Source organism: Paenibacillus sp. IITD108, from assembly GCF_036541265.1.
In the GTDB taxonomy this organism is placed as follows: Bacteria; Bacillota; Bacilli; order Paenibacillales; family Paenibacillaceae; genus Pristimantibacillus.
On the sequence record NZ_JAZHCT010000012.1, the window covers coordinates 128,816 to 148,917 of the forward strand.

Genomic DNA, 20,102 nt, shown 5'->3' on the forward strand with positions numbered 1-20,102 from the left:
TCTTTTAAACCTTGTTAAGCAGCTGATGCGATTTGGCAATCATTATTTGCAATTCAAATAAATCCTTGCAAATATATTGAGGCTCACAGCCTGCAAGCTTGGCATAATGGTTATAATTTTCCTTTGTTGTAAGTCCTGTAAAAACCAATATAGTTCCACAGCCTGCTGATTGTCCAGCCGCGATATCTGTTGCTATATTATCTCCAATTACATAGGTTTGACTACGGTCAACTCCCAGCCGGGCTATCGAATAATCCATAAGAATGGCTGAGGGCTTTCCTATAATGATCGGTTTGATTCCAGACGCAGCCTCCAGCATAGCGCCAATTGATCCTGCTCCAGGAATGAGTCCGCCTTCTGAAGGCAAAAGCAAGTCAGGATTCGTTAAAATATACTGGCTGCCATTATGAATCTGTCTAACCGCTCTTGCTATTTTATCATAGGTTAGCTGACGATCAATGCCCTGTACGACAAAATCTGCATTCAAATCAGTAATTTGCAAGCCCGATTGCTCTATAGCTTCATGCAAACCAGATTCGCCAATCACGAAAACACGTGCATTCGGCTTCAAATTGGCAATATATGCAGCTGCCGCATTAGCAGAGGTGCATACTTGCTCCGCACTTGCCTGAATATCCATATTCCGTAATCGTCTAGCTACCTCTTCAGCTGATACGGAGGAATTATTCGTAACAAATTGATAGGGCAGCCCCTGAGTTTGCAAATACTCAATTAATGCTCCCGCACCTTCAATCGGCTTCAAGCCGTGATAAAGGGTACCATCCAAATCAATTAAAAAACCTTTCATCATATTCAAGCCCTTCAATCCTCTCCTGCTTGTAGCTTTACCATTGTCCGTCAGCTAGCTTAATGCTTCTGGTATAAATACAGTATATGCAATTTACAATTATTGCTGATACAACTGTTTAATTCATACACGCTGAACCTTGCGCTGCAGTCTGGCTACCCGCTGCCGCTGCTTGTCCAGCTCCAGCCTGTACTTGCTGCGGTTCATAGCCGCAAACGAGTCATTAGCAAGCTGATCTAGCGCTTGAGTTGCCAGATCAAGCGCGACAAAATAGTCCTTCTTTTTATGCTCAAAATACTTAGCCAGCTCGATGCAAGCGTCCATTCTTGAGCTCCCCTTGTTCTGCTGCTGCAAAGCGACTTTCTGCCACAATACCACAGCTCTGTCCCAATTTCCAGCCTTCTTGTCTCGGGCAGCCAGCATATTTAAAGCCGAGGGATTATTTCCATTATGTTGATATGCTAATTCATAATATTGTTCTGCTAATAATGACGCATTCATTTTTTCAAGCCAAAGCCCCGTACGCACAAGCTCCTCCAGATCTAATGTTGGAGCTAAAGTTTTAATGAGCCTGCCGCCAAGCAGCTCGCCAAATCTAATAGTTAACGCTGTTAAAGAAAGAATGTCCAGCTCATTATGCTGAAATACCCCTTGAACAATTAGCGGGTTGTCTTCAGCCAAATACTGAAAGTACAACTGTGGTGCCAGCGAGCCCGGAACATCGTCTATTCTATCAATGCCCAGCCTTTCCTCCTCGACATGACTAAGCTTGCAGGACGCAAGTGTATTGCGCCAAACGGATCGTGAAGGATGAAGCAAATCAATATGAAGCGGCTTCCAGCTATGCTTCTTGCCTAATCCATTCATAATTATTCTGTTTTCGATGAGCGGCCAATCAAAGGTTTTTCCATTGTACGTTACCAATACTTTAAAGCTGCTTACTTTTTCCAATAAATACGCCAGCATTGCGTATTCCTCGGCAGGATGCCGTATAAATGCCTGCTCCAATACATAACCGTCCCGTTCCATATATCCGATTGCAGTTATGAACGGTATATTTCCTGCTCCGCTTCCGAGGCCTGTCGTCTCCAAATCCAAAAATAACAGCTCCGTGCTGCTGAACTGCTGTGCTGGATGGAAGGCCGTTAAATGACTGACTGCTGCCTGTAATTGTTCAAGCGCATAATAGCCATGCCGCTTGCTTAGCGGATACCGGATTCGGCGCAATAAAAAGCTGCCCTGCTCGTGCTGATACAGCTTTACGTCCAAGCTTTGCCATCTAGGGTCCAATGTCTCAATTAAATCGTTAGTATTACTCGTCTCTGCTTCAAGTTCACTATCTCCTAGCTCCTCGCGCTTTGCAGCTTCAGACAATAACTCATCGTTCACTGGTGTCGTGCCTGTCAGCCGATTCATTCTTGATCGCAAGCTGCTCATAAGCTTTTCCTCGCTTCTGACAGCAGCTGTTTAGCAAGCTGCTTGCCGAGCAGTCCAACCTCTTCAATTGGACCCACGCAGGCAGGACAACCGCTTTGGCAGCCGCAGCTTTCAATTAGCGTCTCAGCTTGTGCCAATAATTGCGTATGAACCTCATACAATCTTTCACTTAATCCGATGCCACCAGGATATCGGTCATAGAAATACACGGTCGGCTTCTCAGTATGAATAGCTTTAACCTGCGGTACAACGCGAATATCAAAGGGATCGCACATCAAATAAAGCGGTGCGATATGAACAAGCACATTGGCAACACCAAGCAGGGCTGACTGCATATCGTTTTTACTTAATTGCTGTGCCAGCTCATCTTGAAACGAAAACCAATAGCCGCAAGTATGCAGCTCCTCTTCCGGTAAATGAATCGGCCCCGAACCTATATTTTCATGCGTTCTCAGCTTAATCTTTTTGAATATCGTCGGTTTTGCCTGCAGCGTCACCTCGCCATACTGAATATGCAGACTGCCTTGCATGCTTTCCTTGTCCACATGCAGCACCTTTAAATCTACTGCCAGGTTGGCATCTGTATAGTAATCTACATCAACAAGGCGAACATAAGCTTTTTTCTCTTCATAATCGAGCTTTTCCACCTGGTACTGCACGCCCTCATGAATGTAGATAGCTTCCTCGTGGATAAGCGTTGGAGCACTGAACCGATCGACTTCACCGATAACTTTATTCTGGTTGGAAATATCTATAATAATAAAATTTTCGCCTGCAGCTGTCCGCAGCGAAATATGATTGGCAGGAAACGACTGATCCATCCAATACCAGCGGTTGCCGGCTTCATGCAGCACTTTTTCCTCTACGAGAAATTCCATCATATCCTCAAGCCGTTCTGCTCCAAAGCTCTCACCCGCTTGGAAAGGCAGCTCGTAGGCTGCGCATTTGACATGATCAATTAAAATAAGTAAATTATCAGGCTCAATCAGTGCTCTTTCAGGCGGTTTGTTAAAGAAAAAATCAGGGTTTTGTATCATATATTGATCAAGCGGATTGCTGCTTGCTACAAGAAAAGTGACGGAGCTCTCTGCTCGTCTTCCCGCGCGGCCTGATTGCTGCCAGGTGCTGGCGACCGTTCCCGGATAGCCATTGAGCACACATGCTTGCAGTTGGCCGATATCGATGCCCAGCTCCAGCGCATTCGTGCTCACTACTCCTCTAATTTCGCCAGAGCGCAGTCCGTGCTCAATTTCTCTGCGTAATTTGGGCAAATAACCGCCCCGATATCCTCTTATTGTATCGCGCTTTAATTGATGGCGAACCAAATCCTGCAAATAGGTAAGCAGCAGCTCTACACGTACCCGGCTTCTTGCAAATACAATTGTTTGTACGCCTTGCGTTAATAAATATCCGGCCAGCTTTCTCGTCTCAAGCACGCTGCTGCGGCGTATGCCCAGCTGTTTATTGACGACAGGAGGATTGTAGAACACAAAATGCTTCTCTCCCATCGGAGCGCCGTTGTTGTCGATTAGAGCAGCCTCTTCTCCAATAAGCCGTTCTGCATGCTCCTTAGGATTATCAATCGTTGCAGAAGCACAAATAAATTGCGGTGAGGATCCATAAAACTTGCAGATACGCTTCAATCTGCGAATCACATTGGCAACATGGCTGCCGAAAACGCCCCGATAAGCGTGTACTTCATCTATTACAATAAATTTCAAGTTTTCAAATAGCTTTACCCATTTCGTATGATGCGGCAATATAGCAGAATGCAGCATATCCGGATTTGTAACTACAATATGTCCGGCGCTGCGAATGACAGACCTGACATTTGGCGGCGTATCCCCATCATAGGTATGTGTTTTTAAGCCTGCTTCCATAGCGTCTGCCAGCACTTGCAGCTCGGCAACCTGATCTTGCGCCAACGCTTTAGTAGGAAATATGTACAATGCTCTTGCTTCGTCATTTTCCAGAATGGCTTGAATAACTGGCAAATTGTAGCAGAGCGTTTTCCCGGAAGCTGTAGGTGTCACTGCAACGACATGCTCGCCTCTTCTTGCTGCAGCATAAGCTGAGCCTTGGTGTACATAAAGCTGTTCAATTCCTTTATTCGAAAGCGCCTTTCTCCACGACGGGTGCAAATCCTGCGGCAACGGGCAAGTAACGGAGGCGCGCGGCGGAATCGTTCGCCAATGGGTCACATTCGCCATAATTTCCTCCATCCCCTTCAATTCCTCCAGCCATTCCTCCAAGCTATCGCTTCTGCCTGTCCAACGGTTCATTGCTATCACTCCTATACTTCAATAACCCCAGCTCCGCAGCTGAATTCAACAACTATACTGTCTTCTTATTGTACAGAATGCATGTTCGCACTGCAATGAGTAATATGCCTTTCATGCGTGATTGGCTGTGAGTATTTTGTTCGACAATATGATCTTTTTCATTTATACTATTTATATCATTTAATTTCTATGGGAAAAGAGGGGATGGAAGTGGCTGAGGTTAAAATCCGCAACACTGGCGAACGCATTCAAGGAGAGGAAAACGTTCGTGCATTTTTAGAAAGCCAAGAGGTACTGTATGAGCATTGGAATCCATCCAAGCTGCCAGCTGAGCTGCAAAATAAATTTGTTCTTTCTGATGAAGAAAAACAACAAATTCTTGCCACTTTTGATGATGAAATACGCGATCTTGCTGCACGCCGCGGATATTTGACATGGGATATTATCGCTTTGTCAGATGCTACGCCTAATTTGGACGAATTGCTGAAAAAATTCGAGAACGTTCATACTCATACCGAGGATGAAGTTCGCGCTATTACGGCTGGTAAAGGTATTTTCATTATTAAAGGTACAGATGATGTGGGCTACTTCGATGTTGAGCTTGAAGCAGGCGATGTTATTTCTGTGCCTGAGCATAAGCCTCATTTTTTCACTTTGATGGAAAACAGACAAATCGTTGCCGTTCGTCTCTTTATTGAGACTGAAGGCTGGATTGCCCATCCATTTGCTGATCCGCAATTCCAATCAAAAAACTAGTGGACAGCGTATCTTTTTACTATACGCCCTTACGCTGAAAAGTACAAACCTCCAGCACCTATCAATAGGCTGACTGGAGGTTTTTTGCTGCTAGTAAGATCTTTATTTTTTTACAATATCAAATAATTGCTCAAGATTAGTTATTTCGTAAACCGGTACAATTTCATCAGAGCGAACGATGCCATGACGGTTAATCCATACAGAATCCATTCCGACTGTATTGGCGCCAAGAATATCGGTAGTGAGCTTATCTCCTACCATAACGCCTTCTTCTGCAGCAATGCCAAGCTTATTCATCGCATATTCGAAAATAGCGGCTCTTGGCTTGCCTTGACCGAATTGGCCGGAAATAACAATATGGTCAAAGTAAGGCGCCAGCTGCGGTACGCCTGCCAGCTTCTCCATTTGCAGGTCAGGAGACCCATTGGTTAGCAGCAGCAGCTTGTAGTCTTTCTTCAACTGCTCCAGCACACGATAAGTTTCCTCGTATACAATTGGACGGGAACGACGCTCTGCCGGGAACTGCTCTGCAAGCTCAGCGCCTAGTGCAGCATTGTCAATTCCTAATGCTTTTAGTCCGTTTGTCCAAGCGTCTTTCCGATATTGTGGCACAATAGCTTCCATCTTGCGGAATTCAGGCTGATCGCCTGCCGTGAAATTGCCCCATAGCCCTTCAAATGGATTAATCCCGATCATTGTTGTAAAAGAGTATGTTTCATATGATTCATATAGCGCTCTAGCTTCTTTTTTCACAGCCTGCTCAAGCTCTTCAGCATCTACTCCTGTCGCAGCCGCAGCCGTCTCGCAGGTAGCTTGAAAGGCTTCCTTAATGCTTCTGTCATCCCATAGCAAAGTATCATCCAAATCAAATAAAACAGCTTGCTTAGCCATCGTGCACATTCTCTCCTATTTCTATAATTCGACTACGAATCAAATAATTAATAATTACTAATTACTAATTACTAATTACTAATTACTAATTATTGATTAACCAAATTAATATTGTTTTTTTGTGCAAAGGTAGTTAGCTCCATTGACATCTGTTCCGTTGGAAAACGATTCAATACTCTTGAAAATGTCCATGCGCTGCCCTTCTGCGGCAATACAACGACATAATCCTTATGCACTCTTATTTCTTTAATATCAGCTGCCGGCATACGCTTGTCCCCTGTAAAGCGGCGAGATTGAACAAAATCTTTACCTACCTTCAAATAAGGCTTGCGGAAGAAAAACAACATTGCCAATAATACATAACAGCCTATCGTAACCCAAAACATCGTATCCGGCACGTAATTAGGGGCTGTCAGCATTAAAAAGCAATAGCCTACAATGAAAATAATTAGCAAGGATGGCACAATAAAATTCCGTCCTGCAAAACGCAAGCCATCATTAACCGAGCTTCCGCCGCTCGTATTAATTAAGGTTGAACCTTGCTTTTTTCTTGCTTTATTGGCTTGTTCCATATTTTTGCGCACTTTGCGCTCCCAAGATCGTGACAAATCATATTCCTCCTACTATTAAAACTGTCAGAATAATTCCAAAAATTGCTTTCCTTAAATATTGCGCTTGAATTTATCAATAAAGCGATTCGGGTAATCCGCCTCTAGTGCACTAACCTCATTTAATTGGTTCCACACCTCTTGCGGCATTTCCCAGCCAATTGCGCCCATATTATCGTTAAATTGCTCTAAAGTGCGAGCTCCAAAAATTGGTGACGTCATGCCTTCCAGCTGATTCAACCAACGCAAAGCCACCTGTGCCGGTGTTTTCCCCAGCTGCTCTGCGACTGACTGTACGGCGTCTAAAACTTGGAAGTTGCGCTCATTCGCGCGAAGCCCCCAGGAGCTTTCTCCTGCCTTGGCAGTCAACCGGCCTTCGGTAGGCTCGCTGCGGTTGTAGCGTCCTGTAAGAAATCCGCCGCCGAGGGGAGCCCACGGGATAAAGCCAATATTTTCTTCCTTGCATAAGGATAGCATTTCACGGTCCATTTGTCTGCTTACCAGGCTGTACTGGGGCTGAATTGAAATGAACTTTACATAACGGTTCATTTCGCTGCATGCCAATGACTTCATCAGCTGCCAGGAATAAAAATTAGAGCAGCCAATATATCTTACCTTGCCAGATGAAACTAAGTCATCTAACGCGCGCAGTGTCTCTTCTATTGGCGTGGCAGCGTCCCAAGTATGAACTTGGTATAGGTCAATATAATCAGTTTGCAGGCGCTTTAAGCTTGCCTCAACACTGTCCATAATATGTTTACGCGAAAGTCCAGAGCCATTGATATCATCTGAAGTACTCATCCGCACCTTAGTTGCCAACACAATATCCGAACGTTTGTTCTTCATGGCTTTTCCTACAATTTCTTCAGACTTGCCTCCAACATATACATTAGCTGTATCTAGAAAATTACCGCCCTGTTCAACAAACCGCTCAATCATTTCAATCGATTCGCTCTCTGAAGTTGTATTGCCAAAAGTCATCGTGCCGAGGCAAAGCTCCGAAACAGCAAGCCCGCTTCTGCCCAATAATTTATACTTCATCCAGTTCCAGCTCCTTATATATGTTATATATTGCCGTACAGAATCAGTGTTTTAAATCCTCTTCATCCTCAACATACTTGATACTGTCAAGCTGCTGCTTGAAGTTTCTTTTGAAATTATTCAAATATCGCTTTCTTAACTCGTCTCTCTCTGCAATCTCCTCATTCGTTAAACCTGATGTTTTGCTTTTGCGAGATAACTCATTAATTCTAGCTATTAATTGATCAATATCCATTACTGCTTGCCCCATCCTCTCAAACAATTAATTATCACTTCTTACTTTGCACTTGTAGAGATGTGTTGTCAAGTTCTTCACTAAAAGTGAGTGCTGATTAGTTCTGAATGAGAAACATTAAAAATAAAAAAACTGCTCAAATCAAAAATTTGAGCAGTCCATGCTAATGTAAATATTTAAAAGGAAACTAATTAGTAAGCCGAAGCCAACACTCCTTCTTCTCAACTATGATTTTAATTTTGGAATAATGAGCTTCTGTCCCGGAACAATATGCGATGATTGTAAAACGTTACGGCTTTGAATTTTAAAAATCATATATCGAACATCGTCAGATTCATCTATATATTGCTTAGCAATGCTCCATAGCGTATCTCCGGACTGAACGACTATAACCTGTTCACCGGCTTGCGGCTCTGCAGAAGAATTGGTCGTAGCATTAGTCCCGATCAGCTTAAAGCATGTAAATAAAATCATTAAAATCACTGTACTCATAACAACTTTCTTGTAAAAACCTTTCCCGGAAAGCACTTTCTTCTGCTTAACTGGCTCAATCTTAACTGTATCATTATAAATAGATTTGTATGTACTCAAATTTGTCATCATCATTATCAGCACCCCAAACATTTGTTCTGTTATCAGAATAACACGAACAGACGTTTGGGTCAATACAAAATAAGAATATTTGTTCGGAGAACCTATGTTTGTGCGAACGGCGGTTCTATGTTATAATTTTACACAATATTAGGATTGGAGTTGATCGTCGTGTCCAAGATTTCCAAACGACAATATGCAATACTTGAATTTATAAAGCAAGAAGTACGAGATAAAGGTTATCCGCCTTCGGTTCGCGAAATCGCCGAGGCAGTAGGTTTGTTGTCAAGCTCGACCGTTCACGGACACTTGGACCGGCTTGAGAAGAAGGGTTTTATACGCCGTGACCCGACCAAGCCCCGCGCTATTGAAATATTGAATCAGGACACCGAGAGCAACGTCATCCCGCTTCCTGTAGCGAACGTGCCTATTGTAGGCCGAGTAACGGCAGGGATCCCGATTACAGCTACAGAGAACATTGAGGAATACTTCCCTCTGCCATCACATTTTGTAGGCGATAACAATGTTTTTATCCTTAATGTAATCGGTGACAGTATGATTGAAGCAGGTATACATAATGGCGATTTCGTAATAGTCCGCCAGCAGCAAACTGCTAATAACGGAGAGATTGTCGTTGCAATGACCGAAGACGACGAAGCTACCGTGAAAACCTTCTATAAAGAAAAGGATCATATTCGCCTCCAGCCGGAGAATGAGACGATGGATCCTATCAGGCTCCAGCACGTAACTATTTTAGGCAAAGTCATAGGACTATTTAGAGATTTGCATTAATCCACTAACACCCAGTCAACTCCTCCCCATAGTGCATAACCTATAACATATTCACAAGTTGGGGAGGTGAAGAACATTATGTCAGCAGTAGGTGGAGCTTTTTCAAACGCAGGTGCGATCCTTGTACTTTTCATCCTCTTGGTGATTATCACATGCAGTTTTGGATGGGGCAACAAAGGATGTTGCTAATTACTGATCTGAATTAGCAATGTCCTAATCATAGGCCATCAGTGATATTGCAGCTGCAAATGCGTCGCATTTGCAGCTGCCTTTCTTTTGCGCCCAATCCATTGCAGGCTATCATGCACCAGATCGCAGCAACCACTATGTTCACAACTCAAATATACATATCTGATACTCCGATACTTCCACAAAATGTACATGATGCATCGATAAATATTATTCTCACCAAGCAAAAAGAACGCCTATCAGCGTTCTCAGCGTGTTGCAAAAGCTTCACAGCAGCTTAATAGCCCGGATAACAGACCTAAAGCAATAAGCGGGAAGCCGTCGATTCGTTGTAGTAGTTAAATAACCGAGCAAAAGTCGTAATGCCATCTGTTTAGAATTATAACGGAACTGAGAGGCTCTATTTAGCAAAAAAAGGGGTTTTAAAACTGTAACGGAACTGTGGAGCGCTATAGGTGATCTTTTCCCCGATTAGGTAGTGATTTTGAGTAAATAAGGTTTCTCAGTTCCGTTAGCTTTTAGAATAAACTGATTTCCGTACAATAGCGTGTCTCAGTTCCGTTAGCGTTTTTCAACGGCCTGATTTCCTGTACTCAGTTTTAAAAATTTTGGTTTTTTGGGGATTCTAAGTGGAAAACACTGCCCTTAGGGCAACGCCTATCAGCGTTCTTTTTGTTAAATTGATCTTCTAATTGATCTTTTCTTCTGTTACCCACTTATCGCCAGCCTCAATTGACCGATGAAATTAGCTACTAAGCATTGAGTAACGAATGTATATGAAATTTCATACAGAATCAGCAGAAACGACCTAATTTTCGCGAATGTATATGAATTTTCATACAGAATTAGCGGGAATGACCCAACATTCGCAATTGTATATGAAATTTCATACAGAATCAGCAGGAACGGCCTAATTTTCACAATTGTATATGAATTTTCATACAGAATTAGCGGGAATGACCCAACATTCGCAAATGTATATGAAATTTCATACAGAATTAGCAGGAACGGCCTAATTTTCGCAATTGTATATGAATTTTCATACAGAATTAGCAGGAACGGCCTAATTTTCGCAATTGTATATGAATTTTCATACAGAATTAGCAGGAACGGCCTAATTTTCGCAATTGTATATGAGTTTTCATACAGAATTAGCAGGAACGGCCTAATTTTCGCAATTGTATATGAAATTTCATACAGAATAGTCAGGCGCTACCCGAAAACGTCCAAATGTATTTGAAATTTCGTATACAGTCAGACACTAGTAATTGGTTTTTTCTATTTTTATGCCTACTCTTGTGCTTCATCCACACTGTATCGCCAGCCCCCAGACATCGTTAAGAGGTAAATAACGATTTCCCCCAGTCACATATGCCGCAGGCCCGCAAAACTCAATAAGGTTACTACTGCTTGCTATGACGCTTTAAATTTAAGTTTCATGCAATCCTAGCCTATTAAAGCGTTCATTCATCCTCGCCTTTAAAGCTCCATATTCTGCTTACATACAAACCTAGCCTCTAAAGCGCCAAATTCTAGCTACATACAAACCTAGCCCCTAAGCGCCAAATTCTAACTTCATGCAAACCTCACCTTTATAGCGTCAAATACTGATCTCTCTCCCACTGATGCACCTGCGTACGATAAATATCCCATTCGATTGCTTTAAGCTCATAAAAATGGGTTAACGCATGCTCGCCCAGCGCATCTGCAATCACTTCATTGTTGATCATTTCGTCGAGCGCTTCCTTCAAATCTGCCGGCAAGCTTTCAATGCCAGCCTCAAACCGTTCTTCTTCCGACATAATATAAATATTGCAATCAGTTGAAGCTTTAAGCGCCAGCTTGTTTTCAATCCCATCGAGACCGGCTTTTAGCATGACAGCGAGCGCCAAATACGGATTCGCAGCAGGATCAGGATTACGCAGCTCAATACGCGTAGATAAACCGCGCGATGCAGGAATACGAATCATTGGCGAACGATTGCTGGCGGACCACGCTACATAGCAAGGCGCCTCATAACCAGGAACAAGCCTTTTATAGGAATTGACAGTCGGATTCGTAATAGCCGCCATTGATCTGGCATGCTTCATAATCCCGGCCATGCAATGTCTTGCAGTTTCGCTCAGCCCAAGCTTATCCTTCTCATCGTAAAAAGCATTAACTTGGTCCTTGAACAAAGAAATATGGCAGTGCATGCCAGAGCCATTGACGCCGAATAGCGGCTTCGGCATAAAGGAAGCATGCAGGCCGTGCAGCCTTGCAACCGTTTTGACGACAAGCTTAAAGGTCTGGATTTGGTCAGCGGCTCGAATCGCATCCGCATATTTGAAGTCGATTTCGTGCTGGCCAGGAGCAACCTCATGATGGGAAGCTTCAATTTCAAAACCCATTTCCTCCAGCGTTAAAACGATATCCCGACGGCAATTTTCACCCATATCCATAGGAGCCAGATCAAAATAGCCGCCATTGTCATTCAGCTCCGTTGTAGGCTCGCCTCGCTCATCCGTTTTGAACAGGAAGAATTCAGGCTCAGGGCCGACATTCATTGCTGAATATCCAAGCCTTTCCGCATCCTTCAGCACTCGCTTTAATATGCCGCGCGGATCGCCGGCAAACGGCTTGCCATCAGGCATATATACATCGCAAATTAATCTGGCGACGCGATCCTGCGCAACCCAAGGAAATACTACCCATGTATCAAGATCGGGATACAAGTACATATCCGACTCTTCAATCCGAACATAGCCTTCGATAGAAGAACCGTCAAACATCATTTTATTATCCAGCGCTTTATCTAGCTGGCTGACTGGAATTTCAACATTTTTGATCATGCCGAGCAAATCTGTAAATTGCAGCCGAATAAAACGAACATCCTGCTCTTGGGCAATGCGCTTAATATCTTCCTTTGTGTACCCCATCATTACATCTCCTTCACGGTCAGAGCCAAGACTGCCTTACTATTTGCATCTGCTTTAAATGAAACCATAGGTTATCCGACTGCTATGACCACATGATTTCTTCAACAAGCAAACAGCTGTTATTCGTAACCCTTTTATAATTTAAAAAAGCGCGACAATTGACCTTGAATCATCGAGGCCTTGCCAGGCCGCTGCTGCATAAGCTCCTGCTTCAGCAAACGGTGTATTTGCTTGCGTGACAGCTTCTCCGGAGTTCTCTCCTCTATCGGCGTCTCGCTGGTATCCGCCTCCGCAGCTGGCAGCATAACCTGCTTTATGCCCGCAATATTAATGCCTTTTTCAATCATTGTTTTAATTTCAAGCAAACGCTCTACATCGTTAAAAGAAAACATCCGTTGGTTTCCAGACGTTCTTGCAGGGAGAATTAAACCCTGCTGCTCATAATATCGAATTTGCCTGGCCGTTAAGTCTGTAAGCTTCATTACTATGCCAATTGGAAATAACGCCATACTTCTGCGATTTTCATCAGCCATTTCGCACCAGCCTTCCGTCAAGCTTAATAAAATTAGTGTATCTATCGTACAGAAACGTGTCAACAATATCAAATTAAATAATAATCAGCCCTCGTTCTACCATACGCCGAAGCGCTGTCAGTATGCCATACTTGGCATGAGCATACGTTAATCCCCCTTGCAAATAAGCAATATACGGCTCCCTTATCGGCGCATCCGCAGAAAGCTCCAGACTCCCGCCTTGAATAAATGTTCCAGCAGCCATAATTACTTCATTCTCATAGCCCGGCATTGCAGAAGGTACTGGTGTAACATAGGCATCAACAGCGGCCGCTTGCTGAATACCCTGTACAAATGCGATTAAATGGTCCGCGTTGCCAAATTGTATCGCTTGAATTAAATCTGTCCGCGGATCGTTCCAGCGGGGCTTCGTCACAAAACCCATCGTTTCCAGCATGGCTGAAGCGAGCACGCTGCCTTTTACCGCTTGGGAAACTAAGTGCGGCGCCAAAAATAAGCCTTGGAACATAGCACGCAGCGTTCCGAGCATCGCGCCCACCTCTCCTCCGATGCCTGGAGCCGTCAATCGATACGCTGCTGCATCTACCGCAAATTGCTTTCCAGCAATATATCCGCCGGTTTCGGCTATTCCGCCACCCGGATTTTTTATCAGCGAGCCGGCCATAATATCTACGCCAACAGCTGTTGGCTCGAGCAGCTCAGTAAATTCGCCATAGCAGTTATCTACAAATACGATTAGATCGGATCGGATGCTTTTAATTTTAGCTGTCATTTCTCCAATTTTCTCTACTGTAAACGAAGAGCGCCAATCATAGCCTCTCGAGCGCTGTATGCCAATAACCTTCGTGCGTTCATTTATGGACCGCTCGATTGTTTCCCAATCCAGCTCATCGTTAGCAAGGAGCGGCACATCACGGTATCCTACTCCCCAATCCTGTAATGAGCCCAGCCCATCCTCGGGAGCGCCAATAACTTTATGAAGCGTATCGTAAGGCCTTCCTGTTATATATAACAGTTCATCGCCTGGACGCAGCAGCCCAAACAGCGCACAGCTGATCGTATGAGTTCCCGATACAAAATGAGGCCTTACAAGAGCTGCTTCAGCTCCCATAACATCCGCATATACCAAATCCAGTATTTCCCGCCCGCGATCATTATACCCATAGCCCGTTGATCCTGCAAAATGGTAATCACTCACCTGATGGCGTTGAAATGCTTCAATAACCTTCCACTGGTTGCGTTCTGCAATTTTGTCTATTCGTGCGAAGGCAGGCGCAGCAAGCTGTTCCGCTTCCTCTGCCAGCAGCATTAGCTTTTCCGAAATCTGTTCCTTGTTCATGTAAATTCGAAGTCTCCTCGTCGATCATTAAAATATCCCATTCTATTGTACCTATTTTGCAAAAAAATAGCGACAAGCCATTATTGGCCGTCGCTATCGTATTCAAGATTTTAAATCTTCCGGCCTGATCGTCATCAGCTCCTGCTTGCTAGGGGCTGAATTGGCATACATATGCAGCAGTCTTACAGCTTGGTGACGTATTGCTTTCTCTAAAATATTTCGTACAAATCTGGCATTGCTAAACGAAAAAAGCTCATTCATCTTCGCTTGCAGCAAGCACTCTCTTAATTTAAAAACAGTAGCAGGCAGCAGTACATACTCTCTGTCCTTCATCATCAATTCTCCGATTTGCAGCAGCTGGTCAATAGAGTAATCAGGAAATTGAATTTGAATTGGAAATCGGGAAGGAAGCCCTGGATTTGTCATTAGAAAATCTTCTATCTCCGCCGGGTATCCCGCCAATATTAAAATAAATTGATTGCGGTGGTCCTCCATCGCTTTTACCAGCGTGTCAATAGCTTCCTTTCCGAAATCTTTCTCACCACCACGCGCCAAGCTGTAGGCTTCATCAACGAACAAAACCCCACCCATTGCTTTGCGGACCAAATCTCGCGTTTTTTGTGCGGTGTGGCCGATATATTCCCCTACAAGATCTGCGCGTTCCACCTCTATTAGATGGCCTTTGGACAATACACCCATCTTTTGAAACAGCTTTGCAATAATACGAGCGATGGTCGTTTTGCCTGTTCCCGGATTTCCTTTGAAAATCATATGATAGACCTGCGAACCGCTAGTCAAGCCCGCCTCGGATCGCATGCGTCCAATGTAAAGCAGCGCATAAATTTCATAAACCAATGATTTCACATTATCCATGCCAATCATCGCATCGAGTTCTTTTTCGATTTCTGAATAATGATCAGCATCCGGGAGCGGCTTTATCGGCAGCTTGATATCTTCCTCCAGCACTCTGGCGGAAGCACCGCTTTGATAGGTGGGCTGGCTGTTCAAAACAACATTAATTTGTCGAGACGGCCGGTCTCTACCGCCTTCGGATCCCTTCGATTCAAATTTGTTCATCTGTCCGATCACCATTCCTTTACACAAGAAGGCTAGTCACACGCACACTACAAGTTTATTCTAGCTTGCAGCCGCTTATTAACAGATTCACTTGATCGATTCGGGAGACAAAATTCCGATATTCAATAGAAGCCATTCCAGCTTCCATTTGGTCAAAGCTAAGATTTCTCTTGCTTGATTGTACACAGGATTTAGCACCTTGGAATGAACAGAAGCCCCTTGGACTGATTCAAGCTTCAAATAGCTAGCTATCTCCATCGCCCTAGGTAAATGATAATCATGAGTTATAATAATCGAGCTTTTAATGCCATGCTCTTGCATAACCGTTTGACTGAAACGAACATTTTGAAACGTGTTGACCGATTTGCTCTCTAGCAAAAGCTTGTCCTCTGGTATACCTTTGTCTATTAAAAAGTTTCGCATCCCCTCTGCCTCGCTAATCGTGGACAGCAAGCCCCCTGTTCCGCCAGACAGCACTAAATAATTCACTTTTCCCGCTTCATAGAGCTCAACCGCCTTAACGAGACGCTCTCTCAAAGCAGGACTGGGCTGATCGCGCCAAAGCGCTGCGCCAAGTATAATGCCTGCATCAGCATGCTCCATTTGCGGAGAAGAAGAATTGTTCATTAGCCAAACTAAATATCCGCACCATATTAGAAATAGACAACATAAAATAATGATAGTATTGAAAATCTTTTTAAGCACCGATGGCTTTTTTTTCTTGGCTTTTCTTTTTCTGGTCGTTTTCCGCGCTGCAGCAGGAGGGGCACTGACAGATTTGTTAATCGGTTTGCTGCTCGCAGTCTTCGCTTCTGCGGAGCCGCCGCCAGCACTGGCCTTCGTTTTCGCTTTTTGCGGCAGTTCTCTCGTTCCTCTCGTGGCAGCAGCAGTAGATCGGCTCGTTTTTTTCCCCTTGCCGGCTTGCTCCTTTTTTAAAGACAATTTTAAAAACTCCCTTGTATTATGTATACTTTTGTTTGTAATGATCCATTGACAATTCAAAATATGGAAATTGACCAGCGTGAATAGCTTGAAGCAGCTTATCCGCAGTTTGTTTGGCGTTTTCCGCCTCTTTTACAGTTACATCACCCTGTACAAGCGCATCCTGTAACTCGTCCTCATCCATCAGCATAATTTCTCCGCTCGGCAGTACGACAATATCCAAATACATATCATCGAACCAAGGCACCTGCTGATCCGTAAAGCCTTGTGCTTTGCAAATATCAATATACCACTGTACGACTTTTCCTTCGTTATTAAACATTGTCGTTACTACATAATCTTCACCCTGCGGAAAATGCTGGGTCCATACATAGTCCCGATCAGCTAGACAAACCTTCCGGTTATTATATGTTTTCCATAATGGATTGCGCAGCTCATGAATGTGATAGAACGTAACAAGGCCTTGAAAATGCTCGTCATTGCAAAAATGGCTGCTATAGGTTTTGCTAATAATTCTACGCCAATTAGCTCGATCAGAAAATTTTCTCTTCATAGTGAAAGTACCTTTCCGTTCAAGGATAATAAGAAGAATACTAATACTTTCTTATATGTTTAAAAATAATACCATAATTTACCGACGTTCACCAGTTACGAGCCTCAGCGGCGCTTAGTAACAAGGTATGAAAGAAAAAAGACTGACGCCAGTGATCAGTCTTTTTTCAATAATAATTTTAGTTCCCTTCAACCGGCAATTCCTCAAATACCTCACCTTCGTCGATAGGCGGCGGCTCCGTATTGGTCGGGGTTTCAGTTGGTACCTCTGTTTCAACTGGAGGCTCAGTTGAACCCTCTCCATCATCAACACCAGGATCCGTTTCTATCGGATCAGTAGGCGGCAATGTTGGAAATTCTTCCATTGGAATATCAGGATTTTCCCACTGATCATCAGTCACAGCTATGAAAAGCTTCTCAGACTGCGCGCTTTCCAAATTGTTCTCGGCATCGTAGGCTACTACATAGTACGTATATTTTTTGCCCCCGAACACGCTTGTATCCCAAATTGTATTCGATGTCGAATCACCGAAGTGACTGAAATTTTGTTCCCCTTCTTCCTTGCGATAAACCTTGAACGTAATATTCTCGCCTGGGTGCGGGTCCCAACTTAATACAACCTTCAGTTCAACAGGGTCAAATTCCAGTTGGAAGTTTTTAACTGCACTAGGAGCGCTAACTTCCACTTCCTTAACTACTTGCGGCTTTTTGAAGCTGGACTTTTTCACATTTTTAATGGCAGGTTCCATGATTTTGGAAAATAGCGAAGCTGCCTGCGAGCTGTTGTTTTTCAGCAAATGATCCTTATCGGAATCATCATAGCCCATCCAAACGGCTGCCGACCATTCTGCCGTATAGCCGACAAACCATGCATCCCTAATGCCGTTGCCTGTATAGTTTGGAATACCATGCTGCGTTGTACCTGTTTTACCTGCAACCGGCCTGTCAATCGCTGCTCTTACCCCAGTGCCGCCCTTTTCAACGACGGCCAGCATCATTTCGGTCAAGTACCAGGCTGTTTCCTTAGATATAATTTGCTTAACTTCCGGCGCTTTATACTCATATTTGTAGTTATTGCGCCCTTTAATCGTTCGAATCGTATGCGGATCGACGGTTTGACCGCCATTGGCAATAATACTGTAGGCTGTCGCCATTTGGAGCGGAGTAACCCCAGTTGTTAATCCCCCAAGCGCAAGCGACAAGTTATAATCCTCTTGCGGCAGCTCCATGCCTAGCTTTTTAGAAAATTCGGCGCCTCGCTTCACGCCAATTTGGTTCAACAGCCAGACTGCTGTAAGGTTGCGTGAATCTTTTACTGCTTGAGTCATAGATACCGGCACTGCTCCCCAGCGGTCGCGAGGGCAATAGTTGCCAAAGCATTTTTGATCATTTTTCAAATTAGACCAAGGGAAGTAATTCCCTGTTTCCAGAGCTGGACCATAAACACTGATCGGTTTAAAAGCTGAGCCGGGCTGGCGTTTTGAATTAATTCGATTCAAGCCCTTTTTCACATAATCTCTGCCTCCGGACAAAGCTTGGATTTCGCCAGTCCGGTGATCAATAATTACCATGGCTGCCTGCGACTTTTGCTCGTCAACGCTCTCATCGAAATTATTGTCATTGTTAAACTGCTCTTCCATTACTTTTTGCGCTTGCGGATTAAGCGTCGTGTAAATATGGTAACCGCCAACGCGCAGCTCTTCCTCGGACTTATTAGTGACTTCAATTGCTTCGTCAATTATCGTATCGATAAATGCAGGATACTTCTCAACCCGTTTTTGAGCCTGATTGGCAGGCGCTTTGTACTCAACCTCTTTGGCCTTCTCCATCTCCGCTTCAGTAATATAGCCTTGATCATACATCAGCTTAAGCACAACGGCTCTTCTAGCCTTGGAGTCCTTAGGATGGTTAACAGGATTGTAACGGTTTGGAGCTTTCGGCATAGCTGCCAGCGTTGCCATCTCCCACAGCTCCAGCTGATCCAAGTCCTTATCAAAATAATAATCTGCAGCTGCCTTTATGCCATGCACCCGGCTGCCAAAAAAGATTCTATTCAAATACATCGTTAAAATTTCTGGTTTTGTTAGTTTCTGCTCCAGCGCTACCGCGATCGAAGCTTCTGTCGCCTTACGGAACAACGTTTTATCTGCTGATAAAAATACGTTTTTGGCAAGCTGCTGTGTAATCGTACTTGCGCCTTCCACCGCCTTGCGCGCAATGACGTCCTTTACGAGCGCTCTGCCGATCGCCCAGAAATCCAAGCCGGAATGCTCATAGAACCGCTGATCTTCAGTTGCTACAAATGCATCCAATAGAAGCTTTGGAATTTCATCTGCTTCTGCAATCTCTCTATTCTCATTAATATCATATAGTCTTGCTATTTCATTGTCATTCATGTCATAAATAATCGACGCTTCCCCAAATTCAAGCTTATTGCCATGCTCAGCAAGCAAACGCTCGCCATTCATAATGATAAACACATAGCCTATAATCGCGCATACGATAGCGATTACTATCGAGAAAAAGGCGACATAAAACCACGTCATGCCGGACATTCGTCGTTTTTTCTTTGCCTTGCTCGTGCGCTTCTTTGGTGCCTGTCCTGTTTGTTCAGCCATAGATGTCTCCCCTCCAATTGCTTGTGCTCGACTCCTCTGTCTTTAATTATTAGAGTCTTTAGTTCTCTCCTTATTATGCACTTTAATAAAAACATACGGCAACCTGCTAGCTGGCTATTGGCGGCGTTCCTGCATGCTGCAAAAACAAAAAGCAACCCAGTACGAGCGGGCTGCTCCTGCTTACCGCTATCTAATTAAACGAATCTTTCAGATAGAAAGTTTCAATTTACTGCATTTTAGTTCCGATTATACTTCTGATTGAGCTGAATCCTGCTGCATTAATGATACGTTGCGCTGCGGTACAAAGGTAGAAATCGCATGCTTATAAACCATTTGCTGACGGCCCTCGCTGTCAATAATTATTGTAAAATTGTCAAACGCTTTAATAACGCCTCGTATTTGGAAGCCGTTCATTAAAAAAACGGTAACCGGAATGCTGTCCTTGCGCAATTGATTCAGGAATGTATCTTGAATATTGATCGATTTGTTCATT

19 protein-coding genes are annotated in these 20,102 nt (G+C 43.9%); 3 read left to right on the plus strand and 16 right to left on the minus strand.

Translation table 11 applies throughout. From position 1 onward, the window contains the following. Positions 1-4: 4 nt before the first annotated feature. The 3 genes from V1L65_RS13055 to V1L65_RS13065 form a co-directional block, all read right to left on the minus strand. Complete coding sequence (locus V1L65_RS13055) at positions 5-811, minus strand: TIGR01457 family HAD-type hydrolase (RefSeq protein WP_331699635.1); 807 nt, start codon at positions 809-811, stop codon at positions 5-7. 120 nt (positions 812-931) lie between these two features. Beyond that, a complete protein-coding gene (locus V1L65_RS13060) occupies positions 932-2,245 on the minus strand; it encodes a ribonuclease H-like domain-containing protein (RefSeq protein ID WP_331699596.1) in 1,314 nt (437 codons plus the stop codon). After that, entirely contained in the window at positions 2,242-4,527 is a 2,286-nt protein-coding gene (locus tag V1L65_RS13065; RefSeq protein ID WP_331699598.1) for a DEAD/DEAH box helicase, read from the minus strand. Before V1L65_RS13065 ends, V1L65_RS13060 begins: the two co-directional genes overlap by 4 nt. Before the next feature lie 210 nt (positions 4,528-4,737). Here V1L65_RS13065 and V1L65_RS13070 point away from each other — a divergent pair, with 210 nt between their 5' ends. Further along, entirely contained in the window at positions 4,738-5,283 is a 546-nt protein-coding gene (locus V1L65_RS13070) for a 1,2-dihydroxy-3-keto-5-methylthiopentene dioxygenase (protein WP_331699599.1), read from the plus strand. Between the two features lie 102 nt (positions 5,284-5,385). Here V1L65_RS13070 and V1L65_RS13075 read toward each other — a convergent pair whose 3' ends face one another. The 5 genes from V1L65_RS13075 to yneA form a co-directional block, all read right to left on the minus strand. Next, complete coding sequence (locus V1L65_RS13075) at positions 5,386-6,174, minus strand: HAD family hydrolase (RefSeq protein WP_331699600.1); 789 nt, start codon at positions 6,172-6,174, stop codon at positions 5,386-5,388. An 89-nt stretch (positions 6,175-6,263) separates the two neighbouring features. Beyond that, entirely contained in the window at positions 6,264-6,782 is a 519-nt protein-coding gene (locus tag V1L65_RS13080) for a hypothetical protein (RefSeq protein ID WP_331699601.1), read from the minus strand. Between the two features lie 54 nt (positions 6,783-6,836). Further along, the gene (locus tag V1L65_RS13085) at positions 6,837-7,823 is read right to left on the minus strand and encodes an aldo/keto reductase (RefSeq protein ID WP_331699603.1); all 987 of its coding nucleotides are present in this window, start codon (positions 7,821-7,823) and stop codon (positions 6,837-6,839) included. Positions 7,824-7,866: 43 nt separating this feature from the next. Continuing rightward, positions 7,867-8,073: a DUF896 domain-containing protein gene (locus V1L65_RS13090; RefSeq protein WP_442955695.1), complete on the minus strand. Its 207-nt coding sequence runs from the start codon at positions 8,071-8,073 to the stop codon at positions 7,867-7,869. Between the two features lie 210 nt (positions 8,074-8,283). Further along, positions 8,284-8,649 carry a cell division suppressor protein YneA gene (yneA, locus tag V1L65_RS13095; protein WP_331699604.1) on the minus strand — a complete coding sequence of 122 codons (366 nt, stop codon included), beginning with the start codon at positions 8,647-8,649 and terminating at the stop codon, positions 8,284-8,286. A 171-nt stretch (positions 8,650-8,820) separates the two neighbouring features. On the opposite strand from yneA, the gene lexA reads away from it, so the two are divergent. Then, a complete protein-coding gene (gene lexA, locus V1L65_RS13100) occupies positions 8,821-9,441 on the plus strand; it encodes a transcriptional repressor LexA (RefSeq protein ID WP_331699605.1) in 621 nt (206 codons plus the stop codon). A 78-nt stretch (positions 9,442-9,519) separates the two neighbouring features. Then, the gene (locus V1L65_RS13105; protein WP_331699606.1) at positions 9,520-9,630 is read left to right on the plus strand and encodes a YjcZ family sporulation protein; all 111 of its coding nucleotides are present in this window, start codon (positions 9,520-9,522) and stop codon (positions 9,628-9,630) included. A gap of 1,592 nt (positions 9,631-11,222) precedes the next feature. Here V1L65_RS13105 and glnA read toward each other — a convergent pair. The 8 genes from glnA to hfq all read right to left on the minus strand — a co-directional run bounded on the left by glnA (position 11,223) and on the right by hfq (position 20,101). Continuing rightward, positions 11,223-12,548 (minus strand): type I glutamate--ammonia ligase, encoded by a 1,326-nt coding sequence (gene glnA, locus V1L65_RS13110; RefSeq protein ID WP_331699637.1) that lies wholly within the window; start codon positions 12,546-12,548, stop codon positions 11,223-11,225. A gap of 134 nt (positions 12,549-12,682) precedes the next feature. Next, positions 12,683-13,081 (minus strand): MerR family transcriptional regulator, encoded by a 399-nt coding sequence (locus V1L65_RS13115; RefSeq protein WP_331699607.1) that lies wholly within the window; start codon positions 13,079-13,081, stop codon positions 12,683-12,685. A gap of 73 nt (positions 13,082-13,154) precedes the next feature. Continuing rightward, positions 13,155-14,390 (minus strand): methionine gamma-lyase family protein, encoded by a 1,236-nt coding sequence (locus V1L65_RS13120; protein ID WP_331699638.1) that lies wholly within the window; start codon positions 14,388-14,390, stop codon positions 13,155-13,157. Positions 14,391-14,522: 132 nt separating this feature from the next. Next, the gene (locus V1L65_RS13125) at positions 14,523-15,497 is read right to left on the minus strand and encodes an AAA family ATPase (protein WP_331699608.1); all 975 of its coding nucleotides are present in this window, start codon (positions 15,495-15,497) and stop codon (positions 14,523-14,525) included. Between the two features lie 87 nt (positions 15,498-15,584). Beyond that, entirely contained in the window at positions 15,585-16,439 is an 855-nt protein-coding gene (locus V1L65_RS13130; protein WP_331699609.1) for a YdcF family protein, read from the minus strand. Positions 16,440-16,458: 19 nt separating this feature from the next. Beyond that, on the minus strand, positions 16,459-16,992 hold the full coding sequence (locus tag V1L65_RS13135; RefSeq protein WP_331699610.1) for a DUF402 domain-containing protein: 534 nt from the start codon (positions 16,990-16,992) through the stop codon (positions 16,459-16,461). Positions 16,993-17,170: 178 nt separating this feature from the next. Beyond that, positions 17,171-19,609 (minus strand): PBP1A family penicillin-binding protein, encoded by a 2,439-nt coding sequence (locus V1L65_RS13140; protein WP_331699611.1) that lies wholly within the window; start codon positions 19,607-19,609, stop codon positions 17,171-17,173. A 246-nt stretch (positions 19,610-19,855) separates the two neighbouring features. Further along, a complete protein-coding gene (gene hfq / locus V1L65_RS13145; protein ID WP_331699612.1) occupies positions 19,856-20,101 on the minus strand; it encodes an RNA chaperone Hfq in 246 nt (81 codons plus the stop codon). Position 20,102 lies beyond the last annotated feature (1 nt).